This is a genomic window from Streptomyces sp. SDT5-1 (assembly GCF_052245995.1).
In the GTDB taxonomy this organism is placed as follows: domain Bacteria; phylum Actinomycetota; class Actinomycetes; order Streptomycetales; family Streptomycetaceae; genus Streptomyces.
The window spans coordinates 8420919-8433852 of record NZ_CM125963.1 but is presented as its reverse complement, the minus strand read 5'-3'; the positions used below and the strand labels follow the sequence as shown (position 1 = coordinate 8433852).

General features: G+C 73.0%; 14 protein-coding genes. 7 read left to right on the top strand and 7 right to left on the bottom strand.

Going from position 1 to position 12934, the window contains the following annotated elements:
- Nucleotides 1-128: 128 nt before the first annotated feature.
- Together ACTWJ8_RS38885 and ACTWJ8_RS38880 are read left to right on the top strand one after the other, a co-directional pair.
- Complete coding sequence (locus ACTWJ8_RS38885) at nt 129-695, top strand: rhodanese-like domain-containing protein (RefSeq protein ID WP_443262124.1); 567 nt, start codon at nt 129-131, stop codon at nt 693-695.
- Entirely contained in the window at nt 692-964 is a 273-nt protein-coding gene (locus tag ACTWJ8_RS38880) for a metal-sensitive transcriptional regulator (protein WP_306319491.1), read from the top strand. The genes ACTWJ8_RS38885 and ACTWJ8_RS38880 overlap by 4 nt, the downstream gene beginning before the upstream one ends.
- A gap of 38 nt (nt 965-1002) precedes the next feature.
- Here the strand turns inward: ACTWJ8_RS38880 and ACTWJ8_RS38875 are convergent, their stop codons facing one another.
- Nucleotides 1003-1659 (bottom strand): maleylpyruvate isomerase N-terminal domain-containing protein, encoded by a 657-nt coding sequence (locus tag ACTWJ8_RS38875; RefSeq protein WP_443262123.1) that lies wholly within the window; start codon nt 1657-1659, stop codon nt 1003-1005.
- Nucleotides 1660-1754: 95 nt separating this feature from the next.
- On the opposite strand from ACTWJ8_RS38875, the gene ACTWJ8_RS38870 reads away from it, so the two are divergent.
- Both ACTWJ8_RS38870 and ACTWJ8_RS38865 read left to right on the top strand, forming a co-directional pair.
- Complete coding sequence (locus ACTWJ8_RS38870; protein ID WP_356384880.1) at nt 1755-2306, top strand: GNAT family N-acetyltransferase; 552 nt, start codon at nt 1755-1757, stop codon at nt 2304-2306.
- Nucleotides 2303-2770 carry a pyridoxamine 5'-phosphate oxidase family protein gene (locus ACTWJ8_RS38865; RefSeq protein ID WP_443262122.1) on the top strand — a complete coding sequence of 156 codons (468 nt, stop codon included), beginning with the start codon at nt 2303-2305 and terminating at the stop codon, nt 2768-2770. The genes ACTWJ8_RS38870 and ACTWJ8_RS38865 overlap by 4 nt, the downstream gene beginning before the upstream one ends.
- 73 nt (nt 2771-2843) lie before the next feature.
- Here the strand turns inward: ACTWJ8_RS38865 and ACTWJ8_RS38860 are convergent, their stop codons facing one another.
- Both ACTWJ8_RS38860 and ACTWJ8_RS38855 read right to left on the bottom strand, forming a co-directional pair.
- A complete protein-coding gene (locus tag ACTWJ8_RS38860) occupies nt 2844-4466 on the bottom strand; it encodes an MDR family MFS transporter (RefSeq protein WP_356384874.1) in 1623 nt (540 codons plus the stop codon).
- Between the two features lie 155 nt (nt 4467-4621).
- Complete coding sequence (locus ACTWJ8_RS38855; RefSeq protein WP_443262121.1) at nt 4622-5260, bottom strand: TetR/AcrR family transcriptional regulator; 639 nt, start codon at nt 5258-5260, stop codon at nt 4622-4624.
- A gap of 138 nt (nt 5261-5398) precedes the next feature.
- Here ACTWJ8_RS38855 and ACTWJ8_RS38850 point away from each other — a divergent pair, with 138 nt between their 5' ends.
- Nucleotides 5399-5971: a DUF4232 domain-containing protein gene (locus tag ACTWJ8_RS38850; RefSeq protein WP_443262120.1), complete on the top strand. Its 573-nt coding sequence runs from the start codon at nt 5399-5401 to the stop codon at nt 5969-5971.
- Between the two features lie 5 nt (nt 5972-5976).
- Here ACTWJ8_RS38850 and ACTWJ8_RS38845 read toward each other — a convergent pair whose 3' ends face one another.
- A complete protein-coding gene (locus ACTWJ8_RS38845; RefSeq protein WP_356384865.1) occupies nt 5977-6240 on the bottom strand; it encodes a DUF5133 domain-containing protein in 264 nt (87 codons plus the stop codon).
- Between the two features lie 92 nt (nt 6241-6332).
- Nucleotides 6333-7052, bottom strand: coding sequence for a PP2C family protein-serine/threonine phosphatase (locus tag ACTWJ8_RS38840; RefSeq protein ID WP_443262119.1), 720 nt, complete (start codon nt 7050-7052; stop codon nt 6333-6335).
- Nucleotides 7053-7340: 288 nt separating this feature from the next.
- Between ACTWJ8_RS38840 and ACTWJ8_RS38835 the strand changes: the two genes are divergently transcribed.
- Together ACTWJ8_RS38835 and ACTWJ8_RS38830 are read left to right on the top strand one after the other, a co-directional pair.
- A complete protein-coding gene (locus ACTWJ8_RS38835; RefSeq protein ID WP_443262118.1) occupies nt 7341-9692 on the top strand; it encodes a helix-turn-helix transcriptional regulator in 2352 nt (783 codons plus the stop codon).
- A 79-nt stretch (nt 9693-9771) separates the two neighbouring features.
- On the top strand, nt 9772-11511 hold the full coding sequence (locus tag ACTWJ8_RS38830) for a sensor histidine kinase (RefSeq protein ID WP_443262117.1): 1740 nt from the start codon (nt 9772-9774) through the stop codon (nt 11509-11511).
- Between the two features lie 9 nt (nt 11512-11520).
- Here ACTWJ8_RS38830 and ACTWJ8_RS38825 read toward each other — a convergent pair whose 3' ends face one another.
- Entirely contained in the window at nt 11521-12240 is a 720-nt protein-coding gene (locus ACTWJ8_RS38825; RefSeq protein ID WP_443262116.1) for a response regulator, read from the bottom strand.
- A gap of 129 nt (nt 12241-12369) precedes the next feature.
- The gene (locus ACTWJ8_RS38820; protein WP_356384850.1) at nt 12370-12828 is read right to left on the bottom strand and encodes a Crp/Fnr family transcriptional regulator; all 459 of its coding nucleotides are present in this window, start codon (nt 12826-12828) and stop codon (nt 12370-12372) included.
- Between the last annotated feature and the right edge of the window lie 106 nt (nt 12829-12934).

Below are 12934 nucleotides of genomic sequence, written 5' to 3'. Positions count from 1 at the left end.
CCCGCTGTCCTGCTTTCGGTGGGACTTTCGCCGGACCCCGGCGGGAGGGTGCGGAACACGTCACACCACATACCTACGGGGGTACCCGACTGATACCCTCGGGGGTATACCAGCGAGACAGGAGAGACATGAGCACCACCCTCGCCCCCGCCGAACTGCGCGAGCGGGCCGCCGACGACACTCTCGTCCTCGATGTCCGCGCGCCCGCCGAGTACGCGTCCGGACATGTGCCCGGCGCCCTCAACGTGCCCGCGGACCTCATCGACGACCTGCTGCCCGAGCTGCGGGACGCGGCCGAGCGGCGCCGCATCGTCGTGGTGTGCGCGGCAGGTCAGCGCTCCGCCGCCGCGTGCGCGAAGCTCGCCGAGGCCGGCGTCGACGCCGTGGGCCTCGACGGCGGCACGCAGGCCTGGACCGCCGAGGGCCACCCGGTGGACACCGCCGAGCGCCCCGAGCGCGCCGTGTGGGCGATGGACCGCCAGGTCCGCTTCGCCGCCGGTTCGCTGGTCCTGCTCGGCCTCGCGCTCGGCACCCGCGCCCCGAAGGCCCGGCTGCTGGCCGCGGGCGTCGCCTCCGGCCTCGTCTACTCGGGCGTGAGCAACACCTGCGGGATGGCCGCGATGCTCGGCAAGCTGCCCTTCAACCGGCCGGCGCCCGGCGCTCTCGACAGCGCCCGCGCGGCCCTGCGGTCATGAGCGGCACGGGCAACCCGGAGGCGATGGACGCCGTCCTCAAGCGCCTGCGCCGCGCGCAGGGTCAGCTGTCGGGCGTCATCGCGATGATCGAGGCGGGCCGCGACTGCAAGGACGTCGTCACCCAGCTCGCCGCCGTGTCGCGCGCCCTCGACCGGGCCGGGTTCAAGATCATCGCGTCCGGCATGCGGGACTGCATGAACGCGGCGGACGGTGAGCAGCCGCCGCTCAGCGAGGACGAGCTGGAGAAGCTCTTCCTGTCGCTCGCCTGACACCGGCACGGGCGGGGTGCGCCGTGCGGCGCGCCCCGTCAGCCGATGACGAACGGCACCTTCCCCGCCAGCGCCCCGAGTTCGTCCCGCTCCCCCGCCGTCGCCCGCCGCCGTCCCGTGCCGACGAGCAGCACGTCCGCGTCCGACCACGACGCGGGGAACGCCGTGCCCGCGATGCGTTCCAGGAGCGTCCGCGCGCCGGCCAGGCTCTCCGACGGCGGGCCGGGGACGCCCGTGAGGTGGGTGGTCAGGTCGAGGTGGTGCAGCGTCCACTCCAGGACGTACGCCGTGAGGTAGTCGCCGACCGTGAGGACCTGCTCCTGCGTGCTCACCAGGGCGGCCGGGTCGGCGAGTTCGGCCGCGCGGCCCGCCGCCGAACCGACGTCGTCGAGGTGGAAGGTGAGCAGCGCCGGGTCCTGGTAGGCGGCGGCGAGGCGGACGGTCAGCGCGTCGAGCGGGTCCTGTCCGCTCGGCGGTTCGCTGTCGACGTTCCAGTACGTCGCCGCGTCGACGGTCGGCTCGCCGCTCGCGGGCGTGACCAGGGTGATCAGCACGTCCTGCGCGTCGATGACCAGGTGGCACACGAGATCGCGCACCAGCCAGCCGGTGCAGCCCGAGGGCCGCGCGAACGCCTCCTCGGGAAGGTCGGCGACGGCCGCGCGCAGAGCGGCCCATGAGCGTGTGAAGAGATCCACGGCGGCACGCTAATCGGGCCGGGGAGGTCGGACAAGCGCATGGAGCGCGTGTGGTTCGATGCCGCTCACGGGATCACGGCGGAACGGTGGCGGGTGTGGACGACGGTACGGGCGGTACGGGTGTCAGGGCGCGGCGCGACGAGGACCTGGCGGCCTGCGCGGACGCGCTGCGGGCCGTGCACCTCGCGGACGGCTATCCGACGAACTGGCCCGCCGACCCGGTCGAGTGGCTGCGCGGCGGCGACCCGGTCGGCGCGTGGGTGGCCTGCCTCGGCGAACGGGTCGTCGGGCACGTCCTGTTGACGCCGCCCGGCGCGGGCGACACGGCTCCCGGCCTCGTCCCGGCGGACGAGTCGGTCGCGGTGGTGGGGCGGCTGTTCGTGGCTCCCGGGGCGCGCGGGCACCGGTGCGGCGCGGCGCTCCTGGACCGGGCGGCGCACGAGGCACGAGTGCGCGGCTGCCGGGCGGTCCTCGACGTCGTCACCACCGACGCCGCGGCGATCGCCCTGTACGAGCGGCTCGGCTGGACGTTCCTCGCCGAACGGCGCCAAGTCTGGGCGCCGGGCGAGACGGTGACCGTACGCTGCTACGCGGCGCCCGCCCCGACCGGTGCGCCACCCGCCGTTCCCGTGAGGAGAGACGCATGACGCAGGTCGAGCCGCCCCGTTCGGCGAAGCAGCGCAAGCAGGACACCCTCGACCGGCTGGAGCGTGAGGTCGACGCGTGGGTCGCGACGGCGGGCCCGGAGGGCGGGGCGCCGTACATGATGCCGCTGTCGTTCCTGTGGCGGGACGACTGTGTCTATGTGTCGACTCGGGCCACCAATCCGGTGGCGCGGAATCTGGTGGCGAGCGGGCAGGTGCACCTGGGCATCGGACCGACGCGGGACGTCGTGCACATCATCGGGCGCTGCGAGGCGCTGCCCGCGGAGGAGGTGTCGCGGGAGTTCGGCGACGCGTTCGCGGCGGGCGCCGGGTTCGACCCGCGGAAGGCCGACGGACCGTATCTGTACTTCCGTATCCGTCCCGTGCGCATCCAGGCCTGGCGCGAGGCGAACGAGCTGGCGGGCCGCGACCTGATGCGGGACGGGGTCTGGCTCGACGCCGACTGACGCACCCGGCACGACATGCGACGGTGCCCCGCCGCGCTGCGACAGCGTGGCGGGGCACCGGTGCGTACGGGGGTCAGGCGACCGGCTCGGGCTCCTTGCCGGGGGCCGGGCTCGCGTTCTCCGCGTGCCAGTCGTCGTTGTCGGCCAGCGGCTTCTCCTTCAGGACGAAGGCGAGGACGAGGCCGACCGCGAAGACGGGCAGCAGGTACAGGAAGATCGGAACGAGCGCTTCCTGGTAGGAGTTGACGACCGTGTCGCGCAGCTCGGCCGGCAGCGCGCGCACGAGCGCCGGGGTGAGCGAGTCGCTGTCGCCGACCTTGGCGGCGGCCTCGGCCGGCAGGTTCACGGCGAGCTGGTCGGTGAGCCGGCTGGCGAACACGGCGCCGACGACGGCGGTGCCGAGGGTCGCGCCGATCTCCCGGAAGAAGTTGTTCGCGGAGGTGGCGGTGCCGACCTCCGCGCCCGGGAAGTCGTTCTGCACGGCGAGCACCAGGGTCTGCATCATCAGACCCACACCAGCACCCGCGAGGCCCACGTACACGCACACCAGCCAGACCGGGTCGGACACGTCGAGCGTCGACATCAGGTACGCGGTGAGCATGATGATGAGCGTGCCGGCGATCGGGTAGATCTTGTACTTGCCGGTCTTCGACATGATGGCGCCGGACGGCAGGGCGGTGCCCATGATGCCGACGACCATCGGGATCAGCAGCAGGCCGGACTCGGTGGCCGTCTTGCCGTACACCATCTGAAGGTACGTGGGCATGTAGCCGACGATCGCGAACATGCCGAGGCCGATGACGATCATGCCGAGCAGGGTGGCGACGTTGAAGATCGGCGAGCGGAACAGGTGCAGCGGGATGACCGGCTCCTTGGCGCGCTTCTCCGCGACGAAGAACAGCACCCAGGCGACGACGGCGCCGATGCCGAGGCCGATGACCAGCGGGTCGGACCACTCGTACTGGGTGCCGCCCCAGCTCGCGAAGAGCACGGTACAGGTGACGGCGGCAGCCATCAGGGCCGTGCCGAGGTAGTCGAGGGTGACCTGGACGGCCTTGCGCGGCAGCTTGATCGCGACGGCGGCGACGGCGAAGGCCAGGACGCCGAGCGGCAGGTTGACCCAGAACGCCCAGCGCCAGGAGTGCGCGTCGGTGAACCAGCCGCCGAGCAGCGGCCCGACGACGGAGGACAGGCCGAAGACGGCGCCCATCGGGGCCATGTACTTGGCGCGCTCACGCGGCGGCACCAGGTCGGCGATGATCGCCTGCGAGGTGATCATGAGGCCACCGCCGCCGAGGCCCTGGAGGGCCCGGCCGGCGATCAACGTGCCCATGTTCTGGGCGAGTCCGCAGACCACGGAGCCGACCAGGAACAGGGCTATGCCCGCGAGGAAGATGTTCTTGCGGCCCATGAGGTCGCCGAGCTTGCCGTAGACGGGCATGCCGATGGTGGCGGCCAGGATGTACGCGGTGGTGATCCAGGCCATGTGCTCGATGCCGTTGAGCTCGCCGACGATGGTCGGCAGGGCGGTCGAGACGATGGTCTGGTCGAGCGCGCCGAGCAGCATGGTGAGCATGAGCGCGGCGAAGATCAGGCCGAAGTTGTGCGGCTTGACGGTGCTCTCGTCGGTCCCTTCGATCCCCTGGGCCGGGTCGGGTCCTGAGTCGATGCCCTCGGAAGCGGGGGCGTGCGTCATTGCGGTGTTCTCCGATGTGGTGTTGCGGGTGGCGTGGAACAGGGCGGGCCCTGCGGCGAGAGCGGTTGCCGCGTACGGGTACTTCGGTGGTGCGGGTTCGGGGAGAGGTGCGTGGGTGACCGCGGGGAGGGGAGTCGGTCACGCGGGAGGGGCGCCTACTTCACGGGGGCCGGTCCCAGGAGCGCCCGGAGCGCGTCGAAGGATGCGCGCACGCGGTCCGCGGGTCCTTCGTGGTGGTCGCTCGACTGCTGCCACCGCTTGATCCCGCTGCGTACGGTCGCCATGGCAACTCCGGCGAGCAGTTCGGCGGCCTCGCCGTCGGGCGGGGTGCCGGTGCGCCGGGCGATCAGCCCTGCGAGGTCCCGTTCGACCGCCTCGCACTGGGCGAGGAAGGTGGCGAGGACCGAGGGGACGCCCTCCGCGATGCGCAGCGAGTCCTCGAGCTCCCGGGGCTCGGGAGCGGCCTCCTGGACGTGGTCGGCGAGGATGTCGCCGAGGTCGCGGAGGACCGCGTCGGTCCCGCTGCCCTCCCCCGCGGCGAACCGGTCCGCCAGAGCGGGCGGGACGGTGCCGGGGAGGGCGAAGAGGGCCGCTTCCTTGCTGGGGAAGTAGTTGAAGAAGGTCCGCGGTGAGACGCCGACCTCCTTGCTGATCATCTCGACCGTGATCTGCGCGAAGCCGTGCTCGCGGGCGAGGCTGAGTGTGGCCGCGTGCAGCTCGGAGCGCGTCTGGCGGCGCCGACGCGCGCGCAACCCCTCGGCGGGGGCGCTGGGCTGCTGCGGGGAGGCGGTCACGGACGAGATTCTTGCACACTGTGCAAACCTTGCGCGCACTGCATCCCCCACCGCAGGACGTGCCTCCGGTCACATCTTCGCGCTAGGGTCGTATGCCGGGTTCCGCCGCATTCACCCGACATTGATTGGGGAATTCCGATGCGCGCTCGCCTTGTCAGCCGTCTCTCGCACCGGGCCGCGGCGGCCTCCGTGGCCGCCCTGGCCCTGACCGTTCTCACCGCACCGGCCTCAGGGGCAGCGGGCAAGCCCACGGTCCTCCCCCGGTGCGGCGAGAACGACCTGACGGTGCGCGCCCGGCCCTCCGACGACAACGCCGACATCCTCAGGCTGAGCGTGCGCAACGACTCCTCGAAGGCCTGCCTCGTGGACCGCGTCCCGCTCATCACGTACGGCGACCTGGACGGGGCGGCGCTGCCGCTGCCGACGGTGCCGCACGCCGGACGCGTCCTGGCCGCGCACGACACGGCGTACGCGGCGGTGCTCTCGGTGTCCGACCCGGAGGACGCCGAGGACAAGGCGCCGGCGGTCATGTACGTGACGGTGGCGGCGGTGCCCGAGCACGAGGGCCGCAGCTTTCAGGCCCTGACCCTCGGCTCGCCGACCGGCGTCCGGGTGTGGGAGCCGGTCACGACGCTCTGGCAGAAGTCCCCTTCGCAGGCCCTCCGGGTCCTGGAGGAACAGACCACGGGCCGCGGCGTCCTGGCGGTGTGACGTCCTCAGCGGTGCCGACGCCGGTGTGCCGTCCGGTGGCGGTGCGCGGTGATCAGGGAGTCGTCGTGGACGCGGGCGCCGGGCAGGCGGTGGCGGGCGGCGACGAGCGCGGCGTCCACGTCGTTCGTGCCGGTGGCCACGCAGAGGCTGTACCCGATGTCGTCCAGCCTGCGCTGCGCTGCGGGTCCGCCTTCGTCGGCGTCGAGCGCGCTCAGCGTCTCGTACTCGCGGACCAGATCGGTCAACAGGGCGGGATGGGCGAGAAGCACGAGCCACCATTCCCTTCTCGTCGGCTGTCACGGGCTCACCCTCCGGCTCCCCTGTCACAGGGGCCCCCAAACGGGGTACGGACGAACGGGATTCAGGCCGGCGAAGCGGAGTCCGTCGCCTCCAGGGCCAGGAGCGTGGCGTCGTCCTGGAGCCGGCCTCCGGCGTGATGCAGCAGGTCCGCCGAGAGGGCGGCGGTGAACGGGGCGAGGGGCAGGGAGCCGAGTTCGGCGGCGCGCTCGGCCAGCGGATAGAACACGCCGTCCGCGTCGCGGGCCTCGGTGGCACCGTCGGTGTGCAGGAGCATGCGGTCCCAGGCGGTCGCGGGTATCTGCTCCGCGCCGCACCAGCCGTGCGCGAGGTCGAGCAGCCCGAGCGGCGGCGCGGGCACGGGCACGGCGGCGGGCACCGCGGACCGCCCCCGGAGCAGGAGGGGCGGCGGATGCCCGCAGCAGACCACTTCGGCCGAGCCGTCGGGCGCGACGGTGAGCAGCGTCGCGGTGACGAACCGGTCCGGCTCCTCGGAGTGCGCGACCAGCGAGTGCAGCCGCACCGCGAGCACCTCCAGGGTCCGCTGCACCTGCGCGAGCCTGCGCCAGGTGAGCAGCACGGAGTCCGCGGTGCGGGCCAGCTCGGCGCCCTTGCCCATCACGTCGCCGATGAGCAGCCGGGTCCCGAACGGCGTGTCGACGACGCCGTGCACATCGCCGCCCGCGTCGCCCTGCCGCGCGCCCGCCGCCAGCCGGCGGGCGCTGACGCCGAGCGTGCCGAACGTCTCGGGCGTGGAGGTGAGCGATGACGGACCAGGGGTCATGAGGGCCTTCCGGAGGGCGGACCGGACACATCGGCTCCGGTCGTGACGAGCTGGGGCACGACATGATCGGCGCGACGGCCGCGGCGTTCCCGGAAGTGTAGTCAGCCGGGCGCGCGGTGTGACGGTTTCCCCGAAGTACGCGGGCGAATCCCGCCACATGTGCCAACTGTCCCCCTCCGCCCTCCCGTTCGGGTGGACGTCGCGCGAAGGGGGCTCCTCCGCCGCCGTTTGGCTCTAGCCTGGCGGCGGCAGCCGCCACCGTCCGCACCGCACGAGGTGAGTCCCCCTATGAACACCAGCCCCACCCGGCGCACGCCGGGCGATCTGCCCGCCGAGACCACGAGTTTCGTCGGCAGGCGCCGGGAGTTGGGGCAGATCGCGGACGTGCTGACGCGGGCCAGGCTGGTCACGCTGACGGGTCCCGGCGGCGTCGGCAAGACACGGACCGCGGTGCGGGCGGCGCGCGAGCTGCGCGGCGCGTTCGCCGACGGGGTGCGGCTCGTGGAGCTGTCCGCGCTGCACGACCCGGAGCTGCTGCCGAACGCGGTGGCGGCGGCGCTCGACCTGCCGGAGCAGGCGGCAAGGCCCGCCCTCGAGGTGATCGCCGACCACCTGGAGAGCCGCGAGCTGCTGTTGCTGCTCGACACGTGCGAGCACCTGGTCGACGCGTGCGCGGTGCTCTGCGACGAACTGCTGCGCACCGCGCCCCGGTTGCGGATCGTGACGACGAGCCGGCAGCCGCTCGACGTACCCGGTGAGCACGTCCTCTCGATCGGCCCGCTGAGCATGCCCGAGGGCGACGCAGGCGCCGGGCGGGACAGCGACGCGCTGGCCCTGTTCGCCGACCGGGCCTGTGCGGCCGTGCCGGGGTTCACGGTGAGCGACGACAACCGGGCGGACGTCCTGGCGCTGTGCCGGCGCCTCGACGGGATCCCGCTCGCGATCGAACTGGCCGTGTCCCGGCTGCGGGTGCTCTCCCTCGACGAGATGCTGGCGCGGCTCGACGACCGGTTCCGGCTGCTCACCGGAGGGCGCAGGACGTCGGTTCCGCGCCATCAGACGCTGCGTACGGCGATCGGCTGGAGCCACGACCTGTCGACGGCGGCGGAGCGGCTGCTGTGGGCCCGGCTGTCCGTGTTCGCGGGCGAGTTGAGCCTCCAGGCGGCCGAAGTGGTGTGCGCCGACGAGGAGATCCTGCCGGTGGAGGACGTGCTGACCTCGCTGATCGGCCTCGTGGAGAAGTCGGTCGTGGTGCGCGTCGAGACGCCGGAGGGCACGCGGTACCGGATGCTCGACACCATCCGCGAGTACGGCATGGAGCAGCTCGTCGCGCTCGGCGGCGAGGAGCGGGCGCGGCGCAGGCACCTGGAGTACTTCCTCGACGCGGCCCGCGCCTTCGACCAGGAGTGGACGGGCGACGCGCAGATCCCGCTGCTGCGGGCGCTGGTGCGCGACCAGGCGAACGTGCGGATCGCCCTGGAGCACTGCGTGTCCTCGCCGCGGCTGCACTGCGACGGCCTGGAGATGGCGACGGCGCTGTGGGGCTACTGGCACGCGACGGGCCTGCTCACCGAGGGGCGCTACTGGCTGCGCCGCACCCTGGACGGCTGCCGCGACGAGACGCCGCACCGCGTGAAGGCGCTGTGGCTGATCAGCTGGTACATGGACATCCAGGGGGAACGGGGCAAGAACGAGGCGCTGTTGAAGGAGGCCGAGCAGGTCGCCGAGCGGATCGGCGACCGGATCGGCGCCACGTGGACGTTCGCCTTCCAGGCGCACCGGCGCTACTTCCTGGGGCAGATGGCGGGCTGCGCCGACGACTTCGACGAGGCGCGGGCCCGGATGACGGCGCTCGGCGACGACACGGGCCTGCTGATGCTGGGCTTCTACGGCGGGTTCATGCTGATCCTGTCGGGCGAGTACGAGAAGGGCATCGCCTGGTGCGACGACTCGCTAGCGCGGGGCGTCGCACACCCGGGCGAGCAGTGGGCGCGCAGCTGGGCGCTGTGGGTCAAGAGCGTCGGTCTGTGGCTCAAGGGGGACCACGAGGCGTCGGCGGAGTGCGCCCGTGACGGCATCCGCAGCAAGGCGGCGCTGCACGACCTGATGGGGCTCGCCCACTGCATGGAGGGGCTCGCCTGGCACGCGGCGCAGTTGCGGCGGTTCGAGCGGGTCGCCACGCTCCAGGGCGCGGCCGACGCGCTGTGGCGGCGGGCGGCCAAGGAGGCCAGGTTCGGCATCCCGGTCCTGCACGAGCTGCACGGGGACGCGGCGGATCTGGCGCGCGCGGTGCTGGGCGCCGACGGGTACCACCATTCCTTCGAGGAGGGCGCGACGCTGCCGCTGGACGTGGTGGTGGATCTGGCGCTCGACGACGAGACGGCGCCGTCGCCCGATGTGCCGCCGCAGCGCTCGGGCCCCACGGACGGTCTGACGCCGCGCGAGCGGCAGGTGGCCGCGCTGGTCGGTGAAGGGCTCACCAACCGGGAGATCGCGGCCAAGCTCGTGGTGTCGAAGCGGACGATCGACTCCCACGTGGAGCACATTCTCACCAAGCTCGGTTTCACCTCCCGTTCCCAGATCGCCGCGCTGCACGCGGCGTCCGCCCCGGACGTCGGGGTTCCGCCGTCCGAGGTGTGACGAACCAGGTCGTAGGGGCGCGGGCAGCCGCTACCTTGAGTACGAGGACACTCCTCAACCGAGGCCCCACGGAGGCCGGATGGCCGAGGACGGTGCACGGGGGTCGGGCCCACTGCCGAGGTTGCGGCTCGACGAACTGCTCGAAGAGCTCCAGGTGCGCATCGGCGCGGTCCGCCGCACCCGCGACCGCTTGCATGGCCTCCTCGAGGCGGTCCTCTCGGTGGGCCAGGAGCTGGATCTCTCGCAGGTGCTGCGGCGGATCGTGGAGGCGGCCGTGGTCCTGGTGGACGCCGAGTACGGGGCGCTCGGGGTGATCGGCGAGGACCGCCGCAAGCTCTCCCAGTTCCTGCCCGTGGGGATCGGCGACGAGCTGCGGGCGGAGATCGGCGATCTGCCGTCGGGGCACGGACTCCTCGGTGAGCTGATCCGGCACCCGGAGCCGCTGCGGCTGCCGGAGCTGGCCGACCATCCGGCGTCCGCGGGGTTCCCGCCGCACCATCCGCCGATGCACACGTTCGTCGGGGTGCCGATCCGGGTCCGCGACGACGTGTTCGGCAATCTGTATCTGACGCAGAAGCGCGGCGGCGGCGACTTCGACGACGAGGACGTGGCGGTCCTCCAGACGCTGGGCGCGGCGGCGGGCGTGGCGATCGAGAACGCGCGCCTGTACGAGGAGGTGCGGCTGCGGGAGCGCTGGCTGCAGCTGAGCGCCGACTTCACCGGGAGCCTGCTGTCGGGGGCGGACGAGGCCGAGGTGCTGCGCCTGATGGTGGACAGGGCGCGGGAGATCACCGCGGCGGACCTCGGGGTGGTGGCGCTCCTGGTGCCCGGCGACGATCTGCTGCACGAGACGCTGGCGCTCGGCGCCCGGGCCGGCGCGCACAACGACGTGACGCTGCCCCGTGAGGGCACCTTCTCCGGAACGGCGCTCAAGGCCGGCGAGTTGGTGACCTCCGACGACATCCGCAAGGACCCCCGGATCACGTACCAGCCGGACCGCTGGGAGGGGCTCGGACCCGCGGTGGCGGTGCCCATCGGGACGGCGGACCGGGTGCGCGGGGTGCTGATGCTGGCACGCCGCGCCGAGCATCCGCCGTTCTCCGCGGCCGAGTTGATACCGCTGGGCGGCTTCGCGGGGCAGGCGGCGCTCGCGCTGGAGCTCGCGGAGCGGCGGCGGGACGCGGAGCAGATGAGCCTGCTCGAGGACCGTGACCGGATCGCCCGCGACCTGCACGACCTGGCGATCCAGCGGCTGTTCGCGACAGGGATGACGTTGCAGAGCGCGCAGCGGTTCGTGCAGCACCCGGAGGCGTCGGAGCGGCTGCTGCGCGCGGTGGACGACCTGGACACCACCATCAAGATCATCCGCTCGACCATCTTCGGTCTGCGTGAGCACGGCGGGCCGCCCACCGGTTCGGGGCTCCGCATCCGGGTCGTACGGGCCGTGGAGGACGCCGCGCAGGTCCTGGGGTTCACTCCGTCGCTGCGGATGGAGGGCCTGATCGACGCCGATGTGCCGGGGCCGCTCGGTGACGACGCGCTGGCGGTGCTCGGCGAGGCGCTGACGAACGTGGCCCGGCACGCGCGCGCCACGTCCGCCGACGTGGCCCTCGTGGTGCGCGGCGGCACGCTGACGTTGACCGTCTCCGACAACGGGGCGGGGATCCCGGAGGCCGCCGAGGGGCATCGCAGCGGGCTCGCCAATCTGGCCGCGCGCGCGGCGCGGCGCGGCGGCACGCTGTCCGTGACGGCGTGCGAGGGCGGCGGCACGCTCCTGGAGTGGTCGGTGCCGCTCACCGCGCCGGCGCAGCAGGCCTGACGCGCCCGGTCAGGACCTGGGCCGGTCCTGCGGCAGCTTCGTCGCGATCACGGCGGCCTGGATCCTGCGCTCGACGCCGAGCTTCGCGAGGAGGCGCGAGATGTTGTTCTTCACGGTCTTCTCCGACAGGAAGAGCCGTCCCCCGATCTGCCGGTTGGTGAGCCCCTCCCCCACGAGCGCGAGGATGTCCCGCTCCCGTTCGGTCAGTTCGACGCCCTCGGCGACGGGTTTGCCGGCGGCCGCCTCCTCGTTCGAGCCGTTCCGCCCGCCCTGTTCGGGGCCGCGCAGGCTGCGCATGAGGCGGGCGGTGGTGGCCGGGTCGAGCATGGACTGTCCGGCGGCGACGGTGCGCACGGCGGACACCAGGTCGGAGCCCTTGATCTGCTTGAGCACATAGCCGCCCGCCCCCGCCATGATGGCGTCGAGCAGCGCGTCGTCGTCGTCGAACGAGGTCAGCATCAGGCAGCTCACGTCGGGGATGAGGACGCGCAGTTCGCGGCAGATCGTGATGCCGTCGCCGTCGGGGAGCCGCACGTCGAGGACGGCCACGTCGGGCCGCAGCGCGGGTCCGCGGGCGAGGGCCTGCGCGGCGGTGCCGGCCTCGCCGACGACCGTCATGTCGGGCTCGGCTCCGAGGAGGTCGCGCAGGCCGCGCCTGACCACTTCGTGGTCGTCGAGCAGCAGGATGCGGATGGGCCGGTCCGCGGAGAACGTACGTGGCTGTGGCATGCGGCCCCCTCGGATGCGGTGTTCCCAGACGGTTGGATGCGAACCCGTCTAGATCCTGAGGCCGGCGGGACTGATCCGCCAGGGCCGAACGGTACCGTTCCACCGGCCCTGGCGGGCCCGTCGTCGGTGCTAGGCGGCCCCCGATCCGTAGGGCGCGTACAGATCGAGCAGCCGGGTGCGGGTGACGCTGAGGCGGTGGGCGAGCACACCGCCCACCCACTGGGCCACGAAGGAGCCGAGGCCGGGGTCGGACGCGCACAGCAGGCGGACCGTGAACGCGTCGAACTCGTGGGCCCTGACCCGGGTCTCGGCCCGTGCGCCGAGCTGCCACACGTACGGCGGGAACAGCCATGACCAGCCGATGAGTTCGCCGTGGCCGAGGTACTCGACGACGGGGGCGGTGCGGCCCGGCACGCGCATGTCGAGGGCGACGGTGCCGCTGCGCAGGAGCCAGAAGCGGTCGGCGCGCGAGCCCTCGTCGAAGAGCCTGGCCCCTTCCGGGAAGCTCACGTCGCGGGCGAAGCGCATCAGCCGGCCGCGGTACTCCTCGGGCAGGGTCTGACTCATCCGTGGTGCCGTGGTCGTCATGGGCGGCCTCCTTCCGAGGCTGGGACGGCGGCCGGGGCGCGCCCCTCGTGGGGGTGGTCGCCGCCGGGGCCCGGCTGTCGGCGGAGCGAGGGCTCCGGCGGCGTCA